The 24,424-nt window shown below is 57.4% G+C and carries 23 protein-coding genes; 11 read left to right on the top strand and 12 right to left on the bottom strand.

Annotated elements, in window-relative coordinates; all coding sequences use genetic code 11:
- Positions 1–70: 70 nt before the first annotated feature.
- Positions 71–2,350 carry an NADP-dependent malic enzyme gene (locus ACXJGX_RS03375; RefSeq protein WP_474779184.1) on the bottom strand — a complete coding sequence of 760 codons (2,280 nt, stop codon included), beginning with the start codon at positions 2,348–2,350 and terminating at the stop codon, positions 71–73.
- A 404-nt stretch (positions 2,351–2,754) separates the two neighbouring features.
- Positions 2,755–2,964 (bottom strand): DUF3072 domain-containing protein, encoded by a 210-nt coding sequence (locus ACXJGX_RS03370; protein WP_474778720.1) that lies wholly within the window; start codon positions 2,962–2,964, stop codon positions 2,755–2,757.
- Between the two features lie 116 nt (positions 2,965–3,080).
- On the opposite strand from ACXJGX_RS03370, the gene ACXJGX_RS03365 reads away from it, so the two are divergent.
- The 5 genes from ACXJGX_RS03365 to upp are packed head-to-tail and all read left to right on the top strand — an operon-like array spanning position 3,081 to position 7,560.
- Positions 3,081–3,473, top strand: a complete 393-nt coding sequence (locus tag ACXJGX_RS03365; protein ID WP_474778719.1) for a cytidine deaminase — start codon at positions 3,081–3,083, stop codon at positions 3,471–3,473.
- Between the two features lies 1 nt (position 3,474).
- Positions 3,475–4,770 (top strand): thymidine phosphorylase, encoded by a 1,296-nt coding sequence (locus ACXJGX_RS03360; RefSeq protein ID WP_474778718.1) that lies wholly within the window; start codon positions 3,475–3,477, stop codon positions 4,768–4,770.
- Positions 4,771–5,946, top strand: coding sequence for a phosphopentomutase (locus tag ACXJGX_RS03355; RefSeq protein WP_474778717.1), 1,176 nt, complete (start codon positions 4,771–4,773; stop codon positions 5,944–5,946).
- Complete coding sequence (locus tag ACXJGX_RS03350) at positions 5,943–6,935, top strand: adenosine deaminase (protein WP_474778716.1); 993 nt, start codon at positions 5,943–5,945, stop codon at positions 6,933–6,935. The genes ACXJGX_RS03355 and ACXJGX_RS03350 overlap by 4 nt, the downstream gene beginning before the upstream one ends.
- The gene (gene upp, locus ACXJGX_RS03345) at positions 6,928–7,560 is read left to right on the top strand and encodes a uracil phosphoribosyltransferase (protein WP_474778715.1); all 633 of its coding nucleotides are present in this window, start codon (positions 6,928–6,930) and stop codon (positions 7,558–7,560) included. The genes ACXJGX_RS03350 and upp overlap by 8 nt, the downstream gene beginning before the upstream one ends.
- 37 nt (positions 7,561–7,597) lie before the next feature.
- Here upp and ACXJGX_RS03340 read toward each other — a convergent pair whose 3' ends face one another.
- The 8 genes from ACXJGX_RS03340 to ACXJGX_RS03305 form a co-directional block, all read right to left on the bottom strand.
- Positions 7,598–8,614, bottom strand: a complete 1,017-nt coding sequence (locus ACXJGX_RS03340) for a hypothetical protein (protein ID WP_474778714.1) — start codon at positions 8,612–8,614, stop codon at positions 7,598–7,600.
- A gap of 77 nt (positions 8,615–8,691) precedes the next feature.
- Positions 8,692–9,093, bottom strand: a complete 402-nt coding sequence (locus ACXJGX_RS03335; protein WP_474778713.1) for a hypothetical protein — start codon at positions 9,091–9,093, stop codon at positions 8,692–8,694.
- A 97-nt stretch (positions 9,094–9,190) separates the two neighbouring features.
- On the bottom strand, positions 9,191–11,380 hold the full coding sequence (locus tag ACXJGX_RS03330) for a 3-hydroxyacyl-CoA dehydrogenase NAD-binding domain-containing protein (protein ID WP_474778712.1): 2,190 nt from the start codon (positions 11,378–11,380) through the stop codon (positions 9,191–9,193).
- 11 nt (positions 11,381–11,391) lie between these two features.
- Complete coding sequence (locus ACXJGX_RS03325; RefSeq protein WP_474778711.1) at positions 11,392–12,603, bottom strand: acetyl-CoA C-acetyltransferase; 1,212 nt, start codon at positions 12,601–12,603, stop codon at positions 11,392–11,394.
- 12 nt (positions 12,604–12,615) lie between these two features.
- Positions 12,616–13,251 carry a glutathione S-transferase family protein gene (locus tag ACXJGX_RS03320; RefSeq protein ID WP_474778710.1) on the bottom strand — a complete coding sequence of 212 codons (636 nt, stop codon included), beginning with the start codon at positions 13,249–13,251 and terminating at the stop codon, positions 12,616–12,618.
- A 269-nt stretch (positions 13,252–13,520) separates the two neighbouring features.
- Positions 13,521–15,299 carry an acyl-CoA dehydrogenase C-terminal domain-containing protein gene (locus ACXJGX_RS03315; protein WP_474778709.1) on the bottom strand — a complete coding sequence of 593 codons (1,779 nt, stop codon included), beginning with the start codon at positions 15,297–15,299 and terminating at the stop codon, positions 13,521–13,523.
- Positions 15,300–15,337: 38 nt separating this feature from the next.
- Entirely contained in the window at positions 15,338–15,739 is a 402-nt protein-coding gene (locus tag ACXJGX_RS03310; protein WP_474778708.1) for a MerR family transcriptional regulator, read from the bottom strand.
- A 191-nt stretch (positions 15,740–15,930) separates the two neighbouring features.
- The gene (locus ACXJGX_RS03305; RefSeq protein ID WP_474778707.1) at positions 15,931–16,299 is read right to left on the bottom strand and encodes a MerR family transcriptional regulator; all 369 of its coding nucleotides are present in this window, start codon (positions 16,297–16,299) and stop codon (positions 15,931–15,933) included.
- A gap of 151 nt (positions 16,300–16,450) precedes the next feature.
- On the opposite strand from ACXJGX_RS03305, the gene ACXJGX_RS03300 reads away from it, so the two are divergent.
- From ACXJGX_RS03300 to ACXJGX_RS03290, 3 genes are read left to right on the top strand one after another with little or no spacing between them, the layout of a single operon-like run.
- Positions 16,451–16,891, top strand: coding sequence for a PaaI family thioesterase (locus tag ACXJGX_RS03300; RefSeq protein ID WP_474778706.1), 441 nt, complete (start codon positions 16,451–16,453; stop codon positions 16,889–16,891).
- Positions 16,888–17,379, top strand: a complete 492-nt coding sequence (locus ACXJGX_RS03295) for a PaaI family thioesterase (RefSeq protein ID WP_474778705.1) — start codon at positions 16,888–16,890, stop codon at positions 17,377–17,379. Before ACXJGX_RS03300 ends, ACXJGX_RS03295 begins: the two co-directional genes overlap by 4 nt.
- Entirely contained in the window at positions 17,372–18,700 is a 1,329-nt protein-coding gene (locus ACXJGX_RS03290; RefSeq protein WP_474778704.1) for an MATE family efflux transporter, read from the top strand. Before ACXJGX_RS03295 ends, ACXJGX_RS03290 begins: the two co-directional genes overlap by 8 nt.
- Here ACXJGX_RS03290 and ACXJGX_RS03285 read toward each other — a convergent pair.
- Both ACXJGX_RS03285 and ACXJGX_RS03280 read right to left on the bottom strand, forming a co-directional pair.
- Entirely contained in the window at positions 18,677–19,729 is a 1,053-nt protein-coding gene (locus ACXJGX_RS03285) for a quinone-dependent dihydroorotate dehydrogenase (protein ID WP_474778703.1), read from the bottom strand. The genes ACXJGX_RS03290 and ACXJGX_RS03285 overlap by 24 nt on opposite strands.
- Positions 19,726–20,058: a DUF952 domain-containing protein gene (locus ACXJGX_RS03280; RefSeq protein WP_474778702.1), complete on the bottom strand. Its 333-nt coding sequence runs from the start codon at positions 20,056–20,058 to the stop codon at positions 19,726–19,728. The genes ACXJGX_RS03285 and ACXJGX_RS03280 overlap by 4 nt, the downstream gene beginning before the upstream one ends.
- Positions 20,059–20,219: 161 nt before the next feature.
- Between ACXJGX_RS03280 and ACXJGX_RS03275 the strand changes: the two genes are divergently transcribed.
- From ACXJGX_RS03275 to ACXJGX_RS03265, 3 genes are all read left to right on the top strand, one after another.
- On the top strand, positions 20,220–21,776 hold the full coding sequence (locus ACXJGX_RS03275; protein WP_474778701.1) for a bifunctional metallophosphatase/5'-nucleotidase: 1,557 nt from the start codon (positions 20,220–20,222) through the stop codon (positions 21,774–21,776).
- A 492-nt stretch (positions 21,777–22,268) separates the two neighbouring features.
- Positions 22,269–23,180, top strand: coding sequence for a hypothetical protein (locus ACXJGX_RS03270; protein ID WP_474778700.1), 912 nt, complete (start codon positions 22,269–22,271; stop codon positions 23,178–23,180).
- Between the two features lie 71 nt (positions 23,181–23,251).
- On the top strand, positions 23,252–24,415 hold the full coding sequence (locus ACXJGX_RS03265) for a hypothetical protein (RefSeq protein ID WP_474778699.1): 1,164 nt from the start codon (positions 23,252–23,254) through the stop codon (positions 24,413–24,415).
- Positions 24,416–24,424: the final 9 nt, after the last annotated feature.

Here is a 24,424-nt window from a genome sequence, read left to right as displayed (position 1 = left end):
TGAAATCCGGATCACCAAAGATGATCCGCCACCGGTGACAAACAGTGGCGGATCATCTTATTGATTTGCGTTACCCGTAATGTGCCACAGGCGTTCCCGCCAAGGCCGCCATGTTCAGCAACCCGCGCGTTGTAATCGAAGGGGTGACAATGTGACAGCGGTTGCCCATACCCATCAGGATCGGCCCAACCTCTAGGCCGCCGCCCTTCATCTTCAGGATATTGCGCACGCCTGACGCGGCGTCTGTGTTCGCGAAAACCAGCACGTTGGCCGCACCCGGCAAATGGGCATCTGGAAAGACCCGGTTCCGCAGTTCGACGTCAAGTGCTGCATCGATGTGCATCTCGCCTTCATAGGCGAAATCGCGCGGTGCGCTGTCAAGAATAGCCATTGCCGCACGCATCCGGCGGCCTGAATCGCTGTCAAGGTTGCCGAACTGGCTGTGCGAGCAAAGCGCGATTTTTGGTTCAACCCCAAAGCGGCGCACGTGGCGTGCGGCCCCGATCACCGTTTCCGCGATCTGTTCGGGCGTCGGTTCGGCATGGACCTGCGTATCAGCGATAAACAGCGGACCATCTTCGAGGATCATCAACGATAGCGCGCCGACCGGGTGGAGGGTTTGGGTGCCCAGTACTTCGGTCACGTATTTCAGGTGCCATAGGAACTGACCGAAGGTGCCGCAGATCAATGTGTCGGCTTCGCCGCGTTGCACCATGACCGCGCCGATCGCGGTGGTATTGGTGCGCATGATCGCCTTGGCCAAATCCGGTGTCACGCCTTTGCGGGCCATCAGGCTATGATAGGTTTCCCAATAATCGCGGTAACGCGGGTCGTTTTCCGGGTTTACGATGCTGAAATCGACACCGGGCCGAATTTTCAGCCCGGCGCGTTCGCAGCGCTGGGCGATCACATCGGGACGGCCGATCAGGATCGGCGTGTCGGTGGTTTCCTCCATGATCGCCTGAGAGGCCCGCAACACGCGCTCGTCCTCGCCCTCGGCAAAGACGATGGAGCGGGTCGCGGTGCGCGCGGCTTCGAAGACAGGGCGCATGATCATCGCGGATTTAAAGACCGACCCGTCAAGGTTGGCTTTATAGGCTTTCATGTCGGGGATCGGACGGGTGGCGACGCCTGTTTCCATCGCCGCCTTGGCAACAGAACTGGCGACAACGCCCATCAGCCGCGGGTCAAACGGCTTGGGGATCAGATAATCGGCGCCAAACGTCAGTTTTTCACCGGAATACGCAGCGGCGGCCTCTGCGCTGGTGGTGGCACGCGCCAAGGCCGCGATGCCTTCGATGCAGGCGATCTTCATCTCGTCGTTGATGTCGGTCGCGCCAACGTCCAGTGCGCCGCGAAAGATAAACGGGAAACACAAGACATTGTTGACCTGATTGGGGTAATCACTGCGCCCGGTGGCGATAATGGCGTCCGGTTTCACGGCACGGGCGTCTTCGGGGCTGATTTCGGGGGTGGGGTTCGCCAATGCAAAGATGATCGGCGCATCCGCCATTTTCGCCACCATTTCGGGTTTCAGAACACCGGGTCCCGACAGGCCAAGGAACAGGTCCGCGCCGGCAATGACGTCACCTAGTGTAGCGGGTGTTGTGCCTTGGGCATATTCTGCCTTTTGCGGGGTCATGTCTTTTTCACGGCCATGGTAAACAAGGCCTTCGATATCACACAGATAGACGTTTTCGCGTTTGACGCCCAGTTTCAGCAGCATATTCAAGCAGGCAATTCCTGCCGCGCCGCCGCCGGTGCTGACGATTTTGATGTCTTCAAAATTTTTGCCCGCGACCCGCAGCGCATTCGTGGCCGCAGCCCCAACAACGATTGCAGTGCCGTGCTGGTCATCGTGGAACACGGGGATATTCATCCGCTCGCGGCAGATTTTTTCGACGATAAAACATTCAGGTGCTTTGATATCTTCCAGGTTGATCGCCCCAAAGGTGGGCTCTAGGGCGCAAACGATATCAGCCAGCTTTTCCGGATCGGGTTCGTTCAGTTCGATATCGAAACAGTCGATATTCGCGAACTTTTTGAACAAGACTGCTTTGCCTTCCATCACAGGCTTGGACGCGAGCGCGCCGATATTGCCAAGGCCCAAGACCGCGGTGCCGTTGGTGACAACGCCCACAAGGTTGCCGCGCGTGGTGTAGTCGCGGGCGGTGTCCGGGTTGGCTTTGATTTCTAGGCAGGCTTCCGCGACGCCGGGGGAATACGCGCGCGACAGATCGCGCCCGTTGGCCAACGGCTTCGTCGCGCGGATTTCTAGCTTACCGGGCTTGGGGAACTGGTGGTAATCCAGCGCGGCTTGGCGCGCGCTATCTTTGGCGTTATCTGTCATCATTGCTCTCCCAATATGGTTTAATGTTAAACCACTTTTTGCCGCTTCGGAAACTACTGCCTTTCGTTAATCACAGTTTCGGGGTTGTTGGCAAATCATTCGATCAGATTGCGTCTGTTTCAGTCATTGGAAATGGCGCTGCATCACGACACGATCGATCGGCGGAACACGATGACACGAGCCGGGCGATGGCCCGTTTGACCACCACATATTTGCGTACGGACCTTTGGTTTTTTCGCAAAACCTTGGGGATGCGGCATGATGTGATTTATACGACGGTCGCTGTGTTTTCGGGGCATGGGCTGCGCCTGGGCCCGCCATTTAGGATGCCAGAAAACACCCATTCGTTCGTCGCGCGTCGGCTGGCCGATCAGGCCCTTTCCACCCTGTCGGTTTTTAACCGGTCAAAGGTTCTGATCGGTATTCAGATGGTCGCGCAATTCTTCGATCCGGCGCAGAGCTTGGCCTTGGGTAAGCGAGGCGTCGAAAGGTTCTGTCGCACTTTCGCAAAGAACACGCAGCAGATCTGCCTGATCTCCGGTCATCGGAGAGTCCGGATCGTGCGGCGTCGATGTGAGAAGGGTATCTGTGACGACTTTTGGCGGTACGGCCATATCGAGGCTCCTTTTACTGTCATGTGTTTAACACCGCGTGCGGCGTTTCGGTTCCATCTGGGCTTGCATCCGGCGGCGTCACAGACCAGTCTGGCGTGATCAAACCGGAGCAAAAAATGACCCTGATCGACACCGCCCGCGCTGTGCGCGAAAACGCCTATGCCCCCTATTCGAAATTCAAAGTAGGCGCGGCGATCCGGTCCACGTCGGGTGCAATCTATGCCGGGTGCAATGTGGAAAATGTGGCCTATCCCGAAGGCACCTGTGCCGAGGCTGGTGCCATTGCAGCAATGATCGCCGCAGGTGACACGCGGATTGCAGAAATCGCAGTGATTGCTGACAGCCCAAAACCGATTAGCTGCTGTGGCGGTTGCCGCCAGAAGATCGCAGAATTTGCCGATGGATCGGTCGTTGTAACACTGACCACCGTGGACGGCGTCACGGCGCAGACAACAGTAGCAGATTTGCTGCCCGGTAGTTTCGACGCCGACTACATGAGCCGCGTGTAACATGGATGCGCGCGCGATCATTGCGGCGGTCCGGCACAAAGAAACGCCCAGTCAGGAAGAACTGCGCTGGTTTGCGAATGGTTTAGCGTCCGGTGCGGTCAGTGACGCGCAGGCGGGTGCCTTTGCGATGGCGGTGTGCCTGAACGGGCTGTCGGACGCGGGGCGGGTGGCCCTGACGCAAGGGATGCGCGATAGCGGCGATGTTCTTACCTGGTCTTTGGACGGTCCGGTGCTGGACAAGCATTCGACAGGGGGCGTTGGCGACTGTGTGTCTTTGATACTCGCACCGACGTTGGCGGCCTGCGGTGTTTACGTGCCGATGATTTCGGGGCGCGGTCTGGGACATACAGGTGGCACGCTTGATAAACTTGAAGCCATCCCCGGCCTGTCTGTGGACGTGTCCGAGGCGCAGCTGCGCCAGATTACCCGCGACGTGGGCTGTGCAATTGTCAGCGCGACAGGGCAAATTGCACCTGCTGACAAACGGCTTTATGCGATCCGTGATGTGACGGCGACGGTTGAAAGCGTCGATTTGATTACTGCGTCAATTCTGTCGAAAAAATTGGCGGCGGGGCTGGATGGTCTGGTTTTAGATGTGAAATGCGGGTCGGGTGCGTTTATGAAAACGCATGACGACGCCCGCGCCTTGGCCCGTGCGCTGGTGGACGCCAGCAATGGCGCCGGGTGCCTGACCGAAGCCTTGATTACCGATATGAATGCCCCTTTGGCCCCGGCGCTGGGTAACGCGCTAGAGGTAGGCATATGTATGGAGGTGCTGTCGGGAAATACCGCCGCCGCACCGCGTCTGTATGAATTGACCGTGGCGCTTTGCGTGCGCCTGCTGGATATGCGCGGTATTGCGGACGCTCAGGCAAAGGTGGTCGCGGCCATTTCGTCGGGGGCCGCGATGGCGAAATTCAGCGCGATGGTTGCGGCCTTGGGGGGGCCGCCGGATATGGCCGATGATTGGCACACACATTTGCCCAAAGCCCCGGTTGTGGTGCCGGTGCCTGCGCTGGATTCGGGCTATGTCGCAGCCATCGACGGCGAGGCGCTGGGCCTTGCCGTTGTTGCGTTGGGTGGTGGTCGGCGGGTCGAGACCGATAAGATCAATCCGGCGGTCGGGTTGTCCGATGTGATCGCGTTAGGCGAACAGGTACGATCGGGTGCGACGCTGTGTAACGTTCATGCCGCCACAGACGCAGACGCTGCGGCCGCGGTGCAAACGGTTCAAGCCGCGATCAGGCTGGGTGGCCCCGTGACGTGCGGCCCGTTGATCATTGAAAGGATCAGCTAAATGGCACGTGCATTTTTGATCGTGATTGACAGTGTCGGGATTGGCGGCGCACCGGATGCCGGCGCTTTTTTCAACGGTGATCTGCCTGATACAGGGGCGAATACGGTGGCGCATATTGCGCAGGCGGCGGGACTGCATGTGCCCGTTATGGACGCGCTTGGGCTGGGGGCTGCGGTCAGACTGGCCTCTGGCGAAGAGGCGCCCGGCTTAGGGGTGACGCCGACTGGCGCATGGGGCGCCGCGACCGAAGTATCACCCGGCAAGGACACACCGTCGGGCCATTGGGAAATGGCGGGCGTACCGGTGCCGTGGGACTGGCATGTGTTTCCTGATGAAAACCCTGCCTTTCCTGCGGATTTGACAGCGCAAATTTGTGCGGCTGCGGGGACCACAGGCATTTTGGGAAATTGCCATGCGTCCGGCACAACGATCATTGCCCAAGAAGGTGCCGCGCATTTGAAAACAGGGTGGCCGATTTGCTATACTTCGGCGGATTCTGTGCTGCAAATCGCGGCGCACGAAGATCATTTCGGTCTGGAACGGTTGCTGAAACTATGCGCTGATATCGCCCCGATTTTGCACGCGATGAAGGTGGGGCGCGTGATCGCGCGGCCTTTTGTGGGCGAACCGGGACATTTCAAGCGGACCGGAAACCGTAAAGATTACGCCATCGCGCCGCCATCGCCAACAATCTGCGACTATGTGCATGCGGCTGGCCGCAAGGTGTACGGCGTTGGCAAAATTGGCGACATCTTTTCGATGCGCGGCATTGATGACCTGCGCAAAGGACGCGACGACGTGCTCATGGGACATATCAGCGACCTTGTGGATGACGCGGATGACGGCAGCTTTGTGTTCGCGAATTTGGTCGAGTTTGACAGTGAATTTGGCCACAGACGTGATCCGGCAGGCTATAGCGCGCATTTGGCGTGGTTTGACGTCGCGTTGGGGCAGCTGTTGCCGCGGCTACGCCCCGATGATCTGTTGATCGTCACCGCAGATCATGGCAATGACCCGACATGGCCCGGGACCGACCACACCCGTGAACGGGTGCCGGTATTGGTGCATGGGATTGGGGCGCGCGCCTTGGGGCAATTGGCCTTTACCGATATCGCCGCAACAATCGCCGCGCATTTAGGCGTTACATATAACGGAGAGGGGCGCAGTTTCCTATGAATTTCAAAGCGATGCCAAAAGTCGAGCTGCACACGCACCTTGAAGGCGCGGCGCCGCCCGCGTTTATTGCCGGGCTGGCGAAAGAAAAGAAAATCGATATCAGCGGGATTTTTGACGCCAATGGCGGCTATGCATTCCGCGATTTTGACCATTTTCTGCAGGTCTACGAGGCCGCATGCACAACCCTGCAATCGCCCGAAGACTTTCACCGGCTGACGACAGCCGTGCTGGAAGAAACCGCGGCACATGGTGTGGTTTATATGGAAACATTTGTGTCGCCCGATTTTTGTGGCGGCGGTGATGTATCGGCATGGCGCGAATATCTTGCTGCGATGAAAGAAGCGGCCGACGCGGCAGAGCAGACCATGGGCATCACATTGCGCGGGATCGTGACCGGCATCCGGCATTTCGGACCGGATCAATGCAAAGTCGCGGCGCGCTGTGCGGCTGAGACCAAGGGTGATTTTGTCACGGGTTTTGGCATGGCAGGCGGTGAAATGGCCGGACGCCCCGGCGATTATGCCTATAGTTTTGACATGGCCCGCGAGGCAGGGTTGCAATTGACGGCCCATGCGGGCGAATGGGGCGGCCCGACGATGGTCGCCGAAACAATCCGCGATTTGAAAGTCGAACGGATTGGCCATGGCATCGGCGCGATTGACGACCCGGCGCTGCTGGCAGATATCGCTGCGCGCGGCATTGTATTAGAGGTCTGCCCCGGATCAAATGTGGTCTTGAATGCGGTCACCGGATGGGACGTCCACCCGATTGCCAAATTGCGTGATGCGGGCGCGGCTGTCACCGTGTCGACCGATGACCCGCCGTTTTTCCACACGACCATGACCAAAGAATACGAGATGCTTGCCAAAACCTTTGGGTGGGGCCAAGCCGACTTTGACGCGATCACCGAAACGGCGCTGGCCGCAGCATTCTGTGACGAAGAGACCCGCGCCCGTGTGGCGAAACGACTGGAGCTTAGCAATGACTGATCATGTGACCCATGTGACCCACCCGCTTGTGCAGCATAAACTGACTTTGATGCGCCAAAAGGAGACCTCGACCGGGGGGTTCCGCCAGCTCCTGCGCGAGATTGGTCAACTGTTGGCCTATGAGGTCACGCGCGATCTGCCCATGACGACGCGCCGGATTGAAACCCCGCTAGAGCCAATGGATGCGCCCGTGATTGATGGCAAAAAGCTGGCGCTTGTGTCGATTTTGCGGGCCGGCAACGGGTTGCTGGATGGGGTGCTTGAATTGATCCCGTCGGCGCGTGTTGGATTTGTGGGGCTTTACCGCGACGAAAAAACGCTTCAGCCGGTTCAGTATTATTTCAAGGTACCGACCGAGCTGGAAGACCGTCTTGTCATCGCGGTCGACCCCATGCTGGCAACGGGCAATTCGTCGGTTGCCGCGATTGATCTGCTGAAAAAGGCTGGCGCGACCAATATTCGGTTCTTGTGCCTACTGGCATCCCCTGAAGGGATCGCGCGAATGAAAGAGGCCCACCCGGATGTGCCGATTGTTACGGCAGCGATCGACAGCCATTTGAACGCGCAGGGCTATATCGTGCCCGGCTTGGGTGATGCCGGCGACCGGATGTTCGGGACAAAGTAAGCCAAAGACAGGTTTAGGCGCGCGATACGCGCCGCGCCTAAATATTGCAGATGTTTTGTAGGCTGACCCAATCCCCATCGGTCAATATCATCGGCGTCTGTGCGCCGTCCGCGGGCATCGCGGCAAGATCAGGCATTGTGCCAGAACGCCGATCAACCAGTGCCAGATACGGGGCTTGCGGAACCTGTGCGCTGACAAACAGCGCGTGCAGTGCATCGATGTCGGGCTGCGGGGCAGGGTCGGCAAGCATATCGTTGGCATAGTCGCGCAAAACATCGTTTGGGATTTCGCCAGTGGTCAGCAGCCGAAACGTCGTGCTTAGTCCTTCGCGTTCGAGCAGGACACCAAGCGGATCCATGTGGATCACTGCAGCCCGACTGGCCAGGATGTACCCCGCCAACGCAGCGGGGTCGGGTGCGGCTTGCACCAACGCATAGTCAACCAAAATCAGGCCGCCCGGAATTGAAAGCGCACCCTGCGCCAGTTCTGGCACCACGACAACTTGTGTCTTCGTCTCAGCGCCAAATAGGCGTTTTGCAAGGCGTCCAGCAGCTTGTGTCGCATTTGCTTCGCGGCAGGCAGCCCCCGTTTGCGTTTGCATATGACCAAGAATGGTCGCCCCGATCTCCACGCGTTTTGGCAGCGGCACAACCGCCAATGTTTGCCGCCGCAGTGCACCGGGCAGCCAGAAAACAGCCAACGCGAGTGTGACAGCGACGACGCCAGCAGTGATCCAGTGCCGCAGCTTACCGGGGTGCGGGCGTGCCTTGGCCAAGGCCGCTTGCACCTGATCAATCGCGTCGATCATTGTTGCGTCGGCGATTTCGATGATTTCGCTGCCGTCAGGATCGGGCGTGTAAATAGCGGGGCGTTCACCGGGGTTTTGCCGGGCGATTGCGGGCAGCGACCAATGCGCGATCGGTCGCCCTGCGCCATCCGCAATGACCAGTGTTGCATCGCCAAACGATACGACAACATCGCGCCGCTGTGCTTCGGCGTCGGCACGCCAAAGCCCATCGCTTTCTAATCGCACGTATTTATCAAGTGCCGTCATCTGCCCGCCACGTACCTTTTTTTGTCATACTAGACCGCAGGCTGGCGGATGTCATGTCGGTAATCGTCCGGGTGGCGTTAGTCGCAAGTGTAAGCCAGATCGCCGTCGCCAAAGTTGACGATCAAATAGTCGATCCGCGATTTGACGCCGCATACGCTGACGTAAACCTGCAGGCTGTCGCCGCCGGCGACCCATGCCGCTACGCCGTCGACTTTGGGGCCGTTGGCATAAAGGGTTGGAATTCGGGCGCGCATATCACGATCGGCAAAGATACGGTCAACTTCGTCACCTTCTTGCGCGATGCCGAACCGGTGGACGTTTGCCCGGTCTTGTTGCAGAATTGCGGCCACATCGGATAGCGCGACGCCGCGCGAATTGCGCATGTCGGCCGCATCCAGATCGGCGTAATAGCTGGTGATTTCACCAGCGAAGGCGGGTGATGTCAAAAACGACAGAGCAAATGTTGTCAAAATTTTCATTGAAATATCTCTTGGAAATTGGGTTGTAAGCCAATTTTGACCAAAAAAACGCGCCATGCAAGCATAGCGCGTTTCAAATTTGAACGGTTTGGCCAGCTTAAGCTGCTTTGGTATCTTGCCCAAAGCGTTTATAGAACGCTTGGTTTTTGTCCGCCATGTCGCGCAGTAGCGCGGGGGTGGTGAACCTTGCGCCAAATGTTTCGGTCAATTGGTCACAGCGTTCCGCCGCATAGGGTGTGCCGATGATGTCCAGCCAACTGAACGGACCACCTGACCAAGGCGCAAAGCCCCAGCCAAGGATCGCGCCAACGTCACCTTCGCGGATGTCTTCCAGCACGCCTTCTTCCAGGGCGCGCACGGCTTCCAGTACCTGCGCGAACATCAGGCGGTGCTGTACCGTGTGCAGGTCGGGCTGGTCGTCGGCCACAGGGTATTGTGCCGCAAGCCCATCCCAAAGTCCGGTACGTTTGCCTTTGTCGTCGTAGCTGTAGAAACCGCTGTTGGATTTGCGGCCCAGACGTTTTTGATCAAACATCCAGAACAATACCTCGTCGACCTCGCCATCGGGGTAATCGTCGCCCATCGCGGCCTTTGTCGCCTTGGCAATTTTCACGCCCAGATCAACGGATGTTTCATCGACCAGTTGCAACGGACCCAGCGGCATGCCCAGCAGCTTTGCAGCGTTTTCGATCAGTGCAGGTTCGACGCCTTCCTTCACCATGCGAATACCTTCGTTGATGTAAGGAATGATGCAGCGGTTCGCATAAAAGAACCGTTCGTCGTTGACGACGATAGGTGTCTTGCGGATTTGCCGCACGAAATCAAGCGCTTTGGCCACGGCCACGTCGCCGGTTTGTTTCCCTTTGATGATCTCAACCAGCAGCATCTTGTCGACGGGGCTAAAGAAGTGAATGCCGATGAACTTTTCAGCGTCGTTCGATGCTTTGGCAAGTTCGGTGATCGGCAGGGTCGATGTGTTCGTCGCAAAGATGCAATCGGGCCCAGTCACAGCCTGTACCTTGGCGGTGACCTCGGCCTTGACGCTGACGTCTTCGAATACCGCTTCGACGATCAGATCACAGCCCTTAAGTGCTGTGTAATCTGTCGTGGCGTTGATCAGGACCAGCACGGCTTCTTTTTTCTCTTCAGTCGCTTTTTTACGCGAAATCCCTTTGTCCATATAGGACGTGGTGTAGGATTTACCCTTGTCTGCGGCTTCCTGCGTGCTGTCGATCAGGACAACCTGAATGCCAGCCAGTGCAGAAACCAATGCGATGCCTGCGCCCATCATGCCTGCACCGATGATACCGACCTTTTTGACCTTTTGGTCGGGCGCATCGGGGCGGTTCGCGCCTTTTTCAAGGGCTTCTTTGTTGATGAACAAGCTGCGGATCATCGCAGATGACGATGGGTTCATCAAAATGTTGGTGAACCAACGCGCCTCGATCTTGAGCGCGGTATCGAAGGGAACCAACGCCCCCTCGTAGACGGCCGACAGCAATGCCTTGGCCGCAGGGAATGCACCTTGGGTTTTGCCGTTGACCATCGCGGATGCGCCGACAAACGTCATAAAGCCGGCCGGATGATACGGCGTGCCCCCGGGCATTTTATAGCCCTTTTCATCCCAAGGCTTCACGATGGATGGGTTGGATAGAACCCATTCTTTCGCCGCTGCCAATGGATCTGCCACGACTTCGTCGATGACGCCTGCACGTTTTGCGCCCTGCGGATCGTTCAGCTTGCCTTCAAGAAGCAGGGGTGACGCACCCATCGCGCCCAGCTTGCGGGCAAGACGTGTGGTGCCGCCCGCGCCGGGGAAAATGCCGACCATGATTTCGGGCAGGCCGATTTTGGCCTTGGCGTTATCCGCCGCGAAAATGCGGTGACAGGCCAGTGGAATTTCCAAACCAATGCCAAGCGCGGTGCCGGGCAGGGCGGCTGCAATCGGTTTGCCGCCTTTGTTGGTTTTCGGGTCCATGCCTGCGCGCTCGATCTTGCGCAGGATGCCGTGCATCCCCATCAAGCCGTCGAACAGACCCTTGGCAGGGTTGTCGCCCGCGCTTTCTTTCATCTTTGCGATGATGTTCAGGTCCATGCCGCCAGCAAATGTGTCTTTGCCGGATGTGATTACGATGCCTTTGACCGCGTCATCGGCGAGCGCATCGTCAACAAGGCCTTCCAGAACGGGCCATGCCTCCATCGACATCACGTTCATGGACTTACCGGGAACGTCCCAAGTGATGATCGCGACGCCATCAGCGCCTTTGTTCATGGTAAAATCAGTCATAGTGGGACTCCTTACACGCGTTCAATAATTGTGGCTGCACCCATGCCGGATGCGATGCAAAGCGTGGCAAGGCCTGTGCCTTTGCCAGTCCGTTCCAGCTCGTCCAGCAATGTACCGATAATGATCGCACCCGTGGCACCCAAAGGGTGACCCATTGCGATCGACCCACCGTTGACGTTGACCAAAGACGGGTCGACGTTGAAGGCCTGCATAAACCGCAGGACAACCGACGCGAACGCTTCGTTCACTTCGAAAAGGTCGATGTCACTGATCGACATGCCGCTGTCGCGCAGGATTTTTTCGGTCACGGGAACCGGACCGGTCAACATGATTGTCGGGTCGGTGCCGATTTTGGCTGTGGCCCGAATGATGGCGCGGGGCTTAAGGCCCATCGCCTCGCCATATTCCTTGGAGCCGATCAACACGCCAGCTGCGCCGTCCACGATACCAGAGGAGTTGCCGGCGTGGTGGATGTGGTTGATCTTTTCCAGATGCGGATATTTCATCAGCGCAACTTTATCAAAGCCGGGCATCACCTCGCCCATGGCCTGGAACGCCGGGTTCAATGCGCCAAGGGACTGCATGTCGGTGCTGGGGCGCATGTATTCGTCACGGTCCAGAATGGTCAGACCGTTAACATCCGTCACTGGGACGATGGATTTGGCAAAACGGTTGTCTGCCCAAGCCGCCGCCGCACGCTTTTGGCTTTCGACGGCCAGTTGGTCAGCCATCTCACGGGTAAACCCATATTCGGTCGCGATGATATCGGCAGAAATCCCTTGTGGCACGAAATACGTGTCCATCGCGATTGATGGATCGACTGCGATCGCCGCACCATCAGACCCCATAGGCACCCGACCCATCATTTCGACGCCACCAGCGATATAAGCCTGACCAGCCCCGCCGCGCACTTGGTTTGCGGCAAGGTTTACCGCTTCCATGCCCGATGCACAGAAACGGTTGATCGCGAGGCCGGGGATAGATTGATCAAGATCCGAAGCCAAAACAGCGGTGCGTGCAAGGCAACCGCCCTGTTCGCCGACTTGGGTCACGTTACCCCAAATCACGTCCTCGACGGCGTGGCCCTCAAGGTTGTTCCGCGTTTTGAGCGCGTTCAGCACGCCAGCAGACAGGCGGGCAGATGTCACCTCGTGCAGGCTGCCGTCGGCACGTCCTTTGCCGCGCGGGGTGCGCACGGTGTCATAGATATAGGCTTCGGTCATGGTTTCCTCCGTTTACGCAGACGCGCCAAAGGCGGGCTGCATCAGTTCATAGGGTGGTTTCCAACCGGGCTGGGCGGCAATCGCGTCCAGCCAGCGGTCAATATTGGGGTAATCCGCGCGGTCAAAGGTGAAGGGCTCGGGATAAAACAGGTACCCGGCACAACACAGATCCGCGACGGTGATATCATCGCCTGCAAGCCAAGCGTGATTGGTGAGTTGGTCATCAAGCGTCTTTAGCGCAGTCGCCAAACGCGCCGCCAAAAAGCTGATCACGTCGGCGTTGCGTTTTTCCGCAGGAAGGAAATTCATCTGGAACCGCAGCATGCCCGCAATGCTGGACAGTTTGTGGTTATCAAAAAACATCCAACGCAGGACTTCGCGGCGCGCATCGGCGGAACGCCCGCCCATTTTACCGGTCTTTGAGCTCAGATAATCAAGGATCACACCTGATTGGGTCAGCGTCAGATCGCCGTCTTGCAGCACCGGCGCCTCGCCCATGATGTTTAGATCACGGTATTCCGGGCTGCGTGATGCGCCTTTGAAAAAATCAACAAACACCGGTTCCCATTCGACGTCCATCATGGAAAGCGCCATGGCGACTTTGTAAGAATGGCCGCTTTCGCCAAAGCAATGCAGTTTCATGGTCATTAACTCTCTCCCAGAGTGTGCCCCTGCGGGGCTATTTTGAGTATTTGCAACAAAGCGAGGGGCGATGTTGACTGCTCTTTAACCATCTTGAACTAGCAATGACCCGCGGTACAGGCTGGAGAGCCGATGACCGCACAAAGCGAGGACCCTGGCCTGTGCTGCTGCGCCCCGGACGCGGGGAACTCTCTCAGGTTCGGGGGACTTTCTTGTCCTCGCTTTGGGTCAAATACTCCCGCCGGAGGCTCCGGCGGAAGCAGGTGTGTGCGACCTTAAAAGTTGGCCGCATCCAGCGCCATCACCGTGTCGGCGCCGCTGTTGATCCGTGCAAGGTGCATCGCCGTCGCGGGCAGCTGGCGCACCATGTAGTACCGGCCGGTCGCGATCTTGGTTTCATAGAACGCGGTGTCCGTGGCCCCACCATACAGTGCTTCCATTGCCGCTTTGGCCATGCGTGCCCACATCAAGCCAAGGCAGACATGACCCATCATATGCATGAAGTCATAAGACCCCGCCAACGCGTTATTTGGATTCTTCATGCCGTTTTGCATAAAGTACATACCAGCAGCCTGCAGATCCTTTGAGGCGGCCTTGAGCGGGTCCAGAAAATCGGCCTTCAGGGCGTCGTTACCGTCATTGTCTTTGATGAAGGTTTTGATCATCTCGAAGAACGCCATGACATGTTTGCCACCGTCTTGCGCCAATTTGCGTCCGACAAGGTCAAGCGCTTGCACGCCGTTGGCGCCTTCGTAGATCATTGCGATCCGCGCGTCGCGGGCGTATTGGGACATGCCCCATTCTTCGATATAGCCGTGACCACCATAGACCTGCTGGGCGGCTGTCGCGTATTCAAAGCCTTTGTCGGTTTGGAACCCCTTGATGACCGGCGTCATGAGAGAAATCAGACCTTCGGCTTCTTTGTCGCCATTGCGATGCGCGCGGTCGATCAGGTTGGCGCCCCAGAGGGTAAAGGCGCGTGCGCCCTCAACAAAGGATTTTTGATCCATCAGATTGCGCCGAATATCGGGATGCACGATCAACGGGTCAGCCGGACCATTCGGGTTTTGCGCCCCGGTCACTGCCCGTCCCTGAAGACGATCATTGGCATAGGCCACCGCGTTCTGATAGGCGCTTTCCGCTTGGGCATAGCCTTGCAGGCCAACACCGATGCGGGCCTCGTTCATCATTGTGAACATGGCGCGCATGCCTTTGTGTTCCGTGCCCAGCAAGAACCCTGTCGCCGCGTCATAGTTCATGACACAGGTCGAATTGCCGTGGATGCCCATTTTTTCTTCGATCGAGCCCACAGAAACACCGTTGCGATCGCCAAGGCTGCCGTCATCCTTGACGATAAACTTTGGAACGATGAACAGCGACACACCCTTGATGCCCTCTGGGCCGCCTTCGATTTTGGCCAAGACCAAGTGGATGATGTTGTCCGCCAGATCGTGTTCACCCGCAGAAATAAAGATCTTTTGGCCGGTGATTTTATAGCTTCCGTCGGCTTGTGGCGCGGCCTTGGTCCGCATCAAACCCAGATCGGTGCCGCAATGCGGTTCGGTCAGGTTCATGGTGCCGGTCCATTCGCAGGTGACCATCTTGGGCAGATACATCTGCTTTTGCGCGTCCGTACCGTGGGCATGGATCGCCGAATAGGCGCCGTGGGTCAGGCCTTGGTACATGTTAAACGCCATGTTGGCGGATACAAAAGGCTCTTGCGCGGCGGTGTTCATCACATACGGCAGGCCTTGTCCGCCATATGCGGGGTCGCAGTCCATGGCGGTCCAGCCGCCTTCTTTCATCTGTTCAAAAGCTGCTTTGAACCCGGTCGGGGTGCGCACAACACCATTTTCAAGCACGCAACCTTCTTTGTCGCCGACGACATTGAGTGGGTGTAACACCTCTGTTGCGACCTTGCCCGCTTCTTCGATCACAGCGCTGGTAAAGTCGCGGTCCAGATCGTCGTAACCTTCAATGTCCTGTTCGCTGACTTTCAACAGGTCGTGCAACACAAATTGCAGGTCTTTTGTTGGTGCATTGTAAATTGGCATTGTCGTCTCTCTCCCTAAAGTCGCGTGTCTGCGGCGGGTCAGGCCGCGTCGGATTTCCCTTTGGCAAGTTCGGCCAGCTTGGCTGCGCCCCATGCCATCTGTTGTTTCAGCTCGCCGATTGCTTCGTCCAACTCGGCCTTTTGGGCCTCCATGTCGGCCAAATGCCGTTCGGCAAGTTCATATGTCTTGGACAGCTGCGCCTCTTGGCCGTCGCCCATGTGGTAAAGGTCCAGCAATTGCCGGATTTCTTCGAGGCTGAACCCAAAGCGTTTGCCGCGCAGGATCAGCTTGAGCCGAGCCCGGTCGCGTTTGGTAAACAGTCGTTTTTGACCGTCGCGCACAGGGAACAGCAGTTCCTTTGATTCGTAAAACCGCAGTGTGCGTGGGGTGACGTCAAAGGCGTCGCACATTTCACGGATGTTCATGGTTTCAGTCGTCATTTTGCTTGTCCTTGGTGCATGTCGTTTGACGCGCACTTGCGGATTTGACCTCTACCTTACAAGCAAAGGTGACGTTAACGTAAACGTAACGTCGCGTCATTTTGAAGGTGACGAAAGGTAAGGTAATTTGACGTTAGGGCATGCGAAATTTTATAAGGGGGAAGAATGCCACATTTTTCCCCCTGAGACGATTATCCGAGCGTTTTCGCCGTGTCTTCGCGCAGGGATTTCAGCTCTTGCATGGTGTCTTCAAGCTGCTTTTTCTGTTCGGCCAATTCCACCATTTGACGGTCGGCCATGGATATCCATTCGCGCATCTGCGCCTGGGTTCCCTCATTTTCGTAGATCAACAGCCATTGCCGGATGTCTTCAAGTGAAAACCCGAACCGCCGTCCGCGCAATATCAGGGTCATGCGCGCGAGTTCTTTCGGGCCGTAGAATCGCGATCGCCCCTCTTTTTCGGGGGTCAGCAATTCAATGTACTCATAGTACCTCAATGTGCGCGGTGTCACATCGAACTGGGTGCACATTTCTTTGAATGATAAGCGTTTATCAGGCATGGCATCCTCCCTTGTCTTACGTTAGCGGCAGTTTTGTGCGTGGGCAACGGTTGGAATGATCAAGTTTGCCCCGATGATGGATCCGGCCTTGCGGTTGTCGCACAGGCCGTCACAATTACATCCACCGGTCAACGCACCGAGAGGAGCAAAAATGACAGACAGCACAGAACAAACGCGCGTCAAGGTCGCCCGCCAATTCATCGAGGCGATTCCGCATGCCAAGGCATTGGGGATGGTGCTGACAGAAATCGGGCAAGGGACCGCCGAAATCACCATGCCCTACGACGTCCGCCTGATCGGTGATCCCGAGACAGGCGTTATCCATGGCGGTGCCGTATCGGCGCTGATGGATACATGCAGCGGTGCCGCCGTGATGTCGCACCCCGCCGCGCCGATGGCCACCGCGACGCTTGATCTGCGGATCGATTACATGCGCCCGGCCAAACCGGGTGATATGATCACAACCCGCGCTGAATGTTATCATGTGACCCGTTCGGTGGCATTTGTCCGGGCGACGGCGTTTGATCATGACCTGTCGCGCCCTGTTGCCACGGCAACCGGTGCATTTACCGTTGAAAGGCCAAAGACATGAAACGCCCCGAACCCGTACAGGTCGTAAAGCAACGCCGCGATGCGACGCTGCAAAATCTTGTGGCTGGCGTGCCTTATATTCAGTTTCTGGGTATAAAAATGGACCGGCGTGGCGACGAGTTGACCGGTATTTTGCCCTATGATGACAAGTTGATCGGCAATCCAATGCTGCCTGCCCTGCATGGCGGCGTTACAGCCGCGTTTCTTGAGGTGACAGCGATTATGGAGCTGTCGTGGTCGCTGGTTTGGGAGGACATGGAAGCGGGGCGTGCGTTGCCAGATGCTCCGCGTATGTCGCTGCCTAAAACAATCGACTTCACGGTTGATTATCTGCGCACCGGCTTGCCGCGTGATGCCTATGCGCGTGCGCGGGTAAACCGATCTGGTCGGCGGTACGCATCGGTGCATGTCGAGGCATGGCAAGACAATCGCAGCCGATTGTTCGCGCAAGCGACAGGACATTTCCTGATGCCGCCGCGCGATGGCTGACGCGGCAAGACTGACCCATCGCCGCGTTCTGACGATTACGATTCCCATCGTGTTGTCCAACGCGACAATTCCGATCCTCGGGGTCGTGGATACAGGTGTGATTGGGCAGTTGGGGCAGGCGGCCCCCATTGGCGCGGTCGGGATTGGCGCGATCATTTTGACCGCGATTTACTGGATTTTCGGTTTTTTGCGGATGGGCACGTCGGGTTTGACGGCCCAAGCGGTCGGTGCAAACGCCCGCGAAGAGGTCGCCGCGCTTTTGACGCGCGCGTTGATCATCGGGCTGGCTGCGGGTGCTGTCATTATCGCACTGCAGGGTGCGCTGTTTGCGGGGGCGTTTGCGGTGTCGCCGGCCACCCCCGAGGTGGAATCACTGGCACGCCAATATATGGCGATCCGCGTTTGGTCGGCGCCCGCGATGATTGCACTTTACGGGATTACGGGATGGCTGATCGGGCAGGAACGCACCCGCGCTGTTTTCGCGATGCAACTGCTGATGAATGGGACGAATATCGGCCTTGATCTGCTGTTCGTGCTGGGGTTCGATTGGGGTATCGCGGGTGTGGCGTGGGCCACGTTCATTGCCGAATGGGCCGGATTGATCTTGGGGCTTTGGATGTGTCGTGCCGCCTTTGCGGTGCCTGATTGGCGCGATTGGTCGCGGGTGCTGGACCGGGCGCGGCTGATCAACATGGCTGCGGTGAATTCGGACATCATGATCCGGTCTGTTCTGCTGCAAGCGATTTTCGTGAGCTTTTTGTTTTTTGGCGCGAACTTTGGCGCGGTCCAACTGGCGGCGAACCATATTTTGCTGCAATTTCTGAGCGTCACAGGCTATGCGATGGACGGTTTTGCCGTCGCGGCCGAGGCGCTGGTCGGGAATGCGATAGGCGCACGGTCACGCGCCGCGTTGCGGCGAAGCGCGGTCATGACAACCCTTTGGGGGGGGATCATCTGCGTCTTGCTTGCCGTGTCATTCGCGGTTTTCGGAACAACGATCATCGCGATCATGGCAAGGAACGTGCCGGTGCAAGACGCAGCAGCCGTCTATCTGCCTTACATGGTTGCCGCGCCAATTGTGGGTCTGCTGCCTTGGATGCTGGACGGGATATTCATTGGCGCGACCCGCACAAAAGACATGCGCAACATGATGATCATTTCCGCGATCATCTATTTTGTGACCGTCATTCCGTTGATGCATGCATACGCAAATCACGGACTTTGGCTGGGGTTGCTGATCAGCTTTGTGGTGCGCGGTGTCACGTTGGCGTGGAAATATCCGGGATTAGAGGCGGCTTCAGAGCCAGTCGCCTCTGCCTGACCCGACCGCATCGGCAACAGATGCATAGCCATCACGTTCCAGCAGGGCGTCCAGCCCGCGCGTAATGTCATCGACCAGTGAAACGCCGCCGTACACCAACGCCGTATAAAGCTGCACAATGCCAGCGCCAGCGCGGATTTTCTGATAGGCTTGTTCAGCGCTGCCAATGCCGCCGACACCAATGATGGGCAGATTGGTCATGCCCGATAGTTGGGCCAAGGTGCGCGTGGATTTTTCGAACAACGGCTGCCCTGACAATCCGCCCTTTTCTGCAGCATGTGGTCCGTGCAGCCCAATCCGGTCCAAGGTGGTGTTTGTGGCGACGATCGCGGAAATGCCAGACGCATTTGCGACCTCCGCCACTTCGGCCAATTCGTCGGATGTAAGGTCTGGCGCGATTTTCAAAAAGATCGGGATCTGGGTTTGTAGCGCTGCACGGGCCTCCATCACACCGGCCAGCAGCGCGGCAAGGGCAGCTTTGCCTTGTAGATCGCGTAGCTTTTCTGTGTTGGGTGACGATACATTCACTGTCGCGAAATCGACATGCGGTCCGCAATGGGTCAAGACCGTCGCAAAGTCGGCGGCGCGGTCTGTGCTGTCTTTGTTGGCGCCCAGGTTCAGGCCCAGAATGCGGCCGTTCGGGCGCGCGGCGAGGCGGCGGCCAATCGTTTCCATGCCGTCGTTATTAAACCCGAAACGGTTGATCGCGGCCTGATCTTCGGTCAGGCGAAACAGACGCGGCTTTGGGTTGCCCGGCTGCGCGCGCGGCGTGGCGGCGCCAACCTCAAGAAACCCGAAACCGGTGCGGGCCAGCGCATGTAGCGCCGTCGCGTTTTTGTCGAAACCTGCGGCCAGTCCCACGGGGTTTGGCAGATCAAGCCCGGCAAACTGGGTGCGCAAACGGTCTGTGGTGAATGGGCCGCCACGCGGGCCTAACCCGGTGTTCAGCGCCTTTAACGCCAAACCATGCGCAGTTTCGGAATCGCACCGCCGCAGCGCGGCCAAACCAATCGTTTCAAGCAACTTCATGTGAGGTCCGGAAATTGGTGGGTGCCGTCAACCAGCGGCAGCGGGGCATCCCACAAAATGTCGGAGAGCCGCAGATTTCGGTACAGATGCGGGAACAAGACACCAGCGCGCGCGGGCTCCCATTTCAGCGGGTCAAGGCTGTCTGCCTCCAGCGCCAGCAACACCAGCCCTTCGACCCCTGCGAAATATTTGGCCGCCGTTTCGGCGACCGTTTCGGCAGTCGAAAAGTGCACATAGCCATCGGCAACATCAATCGGCGCGCCGGGTGTTTCGCCGTTGGTTTGCAGGTCAGCCCATTCATGGGCGCGGAAAATTTTATATATCAGCATGCTCTTGTCATGCAGGTTGCACACAAATTGGTCAAGCATCTGATCACCACCCGATGTGCAACCCGTTAACGCGGGGGCAATCATCCTGCGGTGGCGATGCTATTTGACTCTGTAGCGGGCCATTGCCAAGCTAAGGTCATTCCAAACTGGGGACTGAAACAATGATTTCACGTATTTTGACATCCACCTGTGCGCTTGCACTGTCGGCAGGGACGGCGATGGCCGACTATTCGCTGACGATCCTGCACACCAATGACTTTCACGCGCGGTTTGAACCGATCAGCGCGTATGATTCCGGCTGTTCCACCGAGGACAACACCGAAGGAAAATGCTTTGGCGGTACGGCCCGTCTTGTGACCGCATTGGCCGACGCGCGCGCGCGCAGCAACAACAGCATCCTTGTGGATGGTGGCGACCAATTCCAAGGCACATTGTTCTATACATACTACAAGGGCGCGATGGCGGCCGAGTTCATGAACAAGCTGGGTTATGACGGAATGACCGTCGGCAACCACGAATTCGATGATGGCCCCGAAGTGCTGCGCGGCTTCATGGATTCGGTGAACTTTCCGGTCCTGATGTCGAACGCGGATGTTTCGGCTGAACCGCTGCTTGCAGATGTTCTGATGAAATCGACCATCATCGAGCGTGGCGGCGAAAAGATTGGCCTGATCGGTCTTACACCCGAAGACACCGATGAATTGGCAAGCCCCGGCGATAATGTTGTGTTCAGCGACCCGTCTGCCGCTGTGCAGGGCGAAGTGGACAAATTGACAGCCGAAGGCGTGAACAAAATTATCGTTCTGTCGCACTCTGGCTATGCCGTCGATCAGGCAGTTGCTGCCAACACAACGGGCGTCGATGTTATTGTCGGCGGTCACGACAACAGCTTGCTGGGTGATATGGAAGGCGCCAAAGGCCCGTACCCAACGATGGTTGGTGATACAGCAATCGTGCAGGCCTATGCTTATGGTAAATTTCTGGGCGAATTGAATGTCACCTTCAACGACGAAGGTGTCATTACCGAAGCCGCTGGCGCACCGATCCTGATGGATGGCGCCGTCGTCGAGGATGAAGCCACTGTGGCGCGGATCACCGAATTGGCCGCCCCGCTGGAAGAAGTACGTAACAAAGTCGTAGCCGAGGCCAGCGCCCCAATCGAAGGCAACCGCGATATTTGCCGTGCCATGGAATGTTCCGGCGGCAACCTGATCGCTGATGCGATGCTTGACCGCGTTGCAGACCAAGGCATTCAGATCGCGATTGCGAACTCTGGTGGTATTCGCGCCAGCATCGATGCCGGCGAAGTGACAATGGGCGAAGTCCTGACGGTACTGCCGTTCCAAAACACGCTGTCGACTTTCTTTGTCAGCGGCGAAACGGTTATCGCGGCGCTTGAAAACGGTGTCAGCCAGATCGAAGAAGGCGCGGGCCGTTTCCCACAGGTTGCCGGGATCACATTCAAAGTTGACCCGGCAGCAGACGCCGGCAGCCGTGTTTCGGACGTGATGGTTGCGGGCGCGCCAATTGATTTGGCGGCGACCTACGGGTTGGTGTCAAACAACTATGTGCGCAATGGCGGCGATGGCTATGCGATGTTCAAAGACGCGGCCAACGCCTATGACTTTGGCCCGGATTTGGCCGATGTAACGGCGGAATATATGGCAGCACAAGGGCCGTACACACCGTATACCGACGGTCGCATCACCATTAAATAACACGGGATTTTCCCGGACCGGGACGCGCCGCAGGTTTGTGCGGCGCGTTTTTTTATGCGCCTGAACCACCGCGTTTCGCGCCGCAATAGCATACCGCGCGCGCCACGCCACCGTTGTGATGCAGCCCGAATCGGCCCGAACATGTCGGTCGCGCCTGGACATTTTGGCACTTGCGGCGCGGCAACCTTGCCTATCTGTCATGTCACGATCAAAAAAACCACAAGCGACGCGGGTTTCATTTTTGGCGCGTGCTGCCTGGTAAGCATTTCAAAGCACATAAAATTTTCTGCTTTTATTGACGTGCCACGCGTGCGGTTTCCTGTTTGCGGGAAATACCGTAGGTCTGAGAATTTAAAAAATGAAGTCGGGTTTTCCTGACTACCTTTAATAGCAGACCGCGATAAGCTTATTACACTATTTTACGACCAAGACGTTTTTTTCGAATTATTAATTTACTCTATTTTCCGCATTCCGTGCGGGGTGGTATGGGTCATGAATTATATCGACAAGACATTTCTCGCCTTGACGCGTCCAGCAACTGCGACCGGTTTGTTTTCTCAGGACTCGTTAAAGGCAATTACGGCGTCAAGCTATGGTATTCCCACGACCGAATTATCGGGTGTGGCTAGCGCACGATTTGACAAGTTGGATGTCGCGCCGTTTTCGGGCGCAATAAGCACCGATATTTCGCGCGACGGATATTCGGTTCAATACGGCGCTGCATGTGCGTCCGGTACAGGCCCGTTGGACGCCAGTGTTCAATTAATGTGGCACGGTTCAATCACAACATCGGCGGCATTCCCGCGTGCAGCGATTGGGGTTGCGCGCGCAGTTCCACTGACGATGGCCGCTCTGGACAATGACATACCAAACCCGGTGCCGACCGAACCTGCCGCGCTCGAAGCAGCACGTCGAACGGTACTATTGGCGCGGCTTGCCGCAAATGCCCATGATCCGAACGGGATTAGCGCAACGTTGATCGACGATTGGTTGGCAGATAACGGTGTCGCGGATTTAACGATGCTGCTGGAAAACCCGTCCGTCATGGCCACGCTCAGCCAATGGGTTTTGTCCTTCACGCCAATCCCCGGCACGGTGGCTGCCGCACAGACCGAATTTCCCGTCGCTGCCGCGATTATGGTGCGCGATGTCACGGCACCGGGTTTCCGGTTGGTCGATCTGGTGCAAGCCTCACAAGATGTCATGGCACGATTGCGGCTGGACGGCGTGACCCCCAAATCAAGCGGCGATCACTTGCCGCGGGGGCGGCCCGTGGTGGTTTGGGTTGTGCCAATCACGTGGTTCGACGATGGCGACTGGCCCGGTGCCGATGTCAACACACGTATTCGAAACGCCAATACATGGCTTGCCGCATCAGGCATTGCCCTTGCTCCGACGCTTTAAATTTAACGTCCCCCGTCATTTTTCGACGGGTATTTCACACACTGAATTGCAACGATGAAGGAGGTTACAAAATGGCAATCGCATTCCCATTTGTCGAAGTTTCTATTGATACCAAAGGACTTCAACCCGAGGTCCAACGGGCACCGGGGGTCTTGGCAATCGTAGGCGGCACCAACAATAAGGGGACGGCCGCAAATAACGACCCTATTGTCGTCAACAGCTTAGAGGATGCCGTCCCGCTGTTCAACGAAATGGCGGGCCCGAATATCGTGGCAAAGTCCGCGCTGTATCGCGCCTTGGAAATCGCGTTTTTGCAAAATCCCAGACCGTCGAAAATATACGCGGTCAAGGCCGCAACCACGGCCGGCGGACTAACCGCATTGGAAGCGCTGGACGACGTGACCTTTGTCGCGCTGGCCGATGACCCGGTCAAGACAGGGGGCGGGGGCACAGCGCCCGTCGCCGCATTAAAAGCGCATGTTGAAAACCAATCGGCAGCAGGGAATAAACGGATCGGCGTCGCCGCGATTGATCCACAAATTGCCGCATCGGCGACATACGGCGCCGACATCATAGCGCTAGCGACCCCACTAAAAGCCACAACCCCGCGCATGGTCATGGTCGCCGCTCGCGGCGCAGTCAACGGCGCTGGCACAAGCGCCGATGTTGCGGTGGCAGCGGCCTCTGCAATCGCGGGGCAGGCACCCGCATCCTCTTTGGTCCTTAAGAAAATATTCGGCCTGACGATACCCTTGGCCAGCCAATATAGTCCCGGCGAGATTATGGCGCTGTCCAACGATGGCATTATTGCCGTCATTGATCCTGCATTGGTGGCAGGCGAAAGCCTGCATTTCGCGGAAGGCACGCTGTACACGACCGATGCCGCGCAAAAGTATATTGATCTGGTCCGGCTGCTGGACGATGTGGAGTTTCGTCTGCGTGCCGGATTGATCGGCCTGATCGGGGATGCGCGCATCACCCGCACCGGGCTTGCCGCTGTGATCCGAAAAGCCGAGGGGATTCTGGGTGTGGTCAAATCGACCGGCGCCATTACAGGGTATTCATTTAATATTCCTGCCTACAACGCCCTGCTAAAACCTGAATCCGCCCGCAGCGCGACAGAAACGCAGATTATTTTCACCGCACGATCAGAGCGGCTCGTCGATATGGCAGTGACAATTGTAATTGGCCCGGCAATTCACCGGCTTAAAATTGCGTTGCAGCCAAAGTTTTAATTTAAAAAT

It is taken from the genome of Yoonia sp. SWMV100, from assembly GCF_056108365.1.
This window is presented reverse-complemented; position numbering and strand designations above follow the sequence as displayed.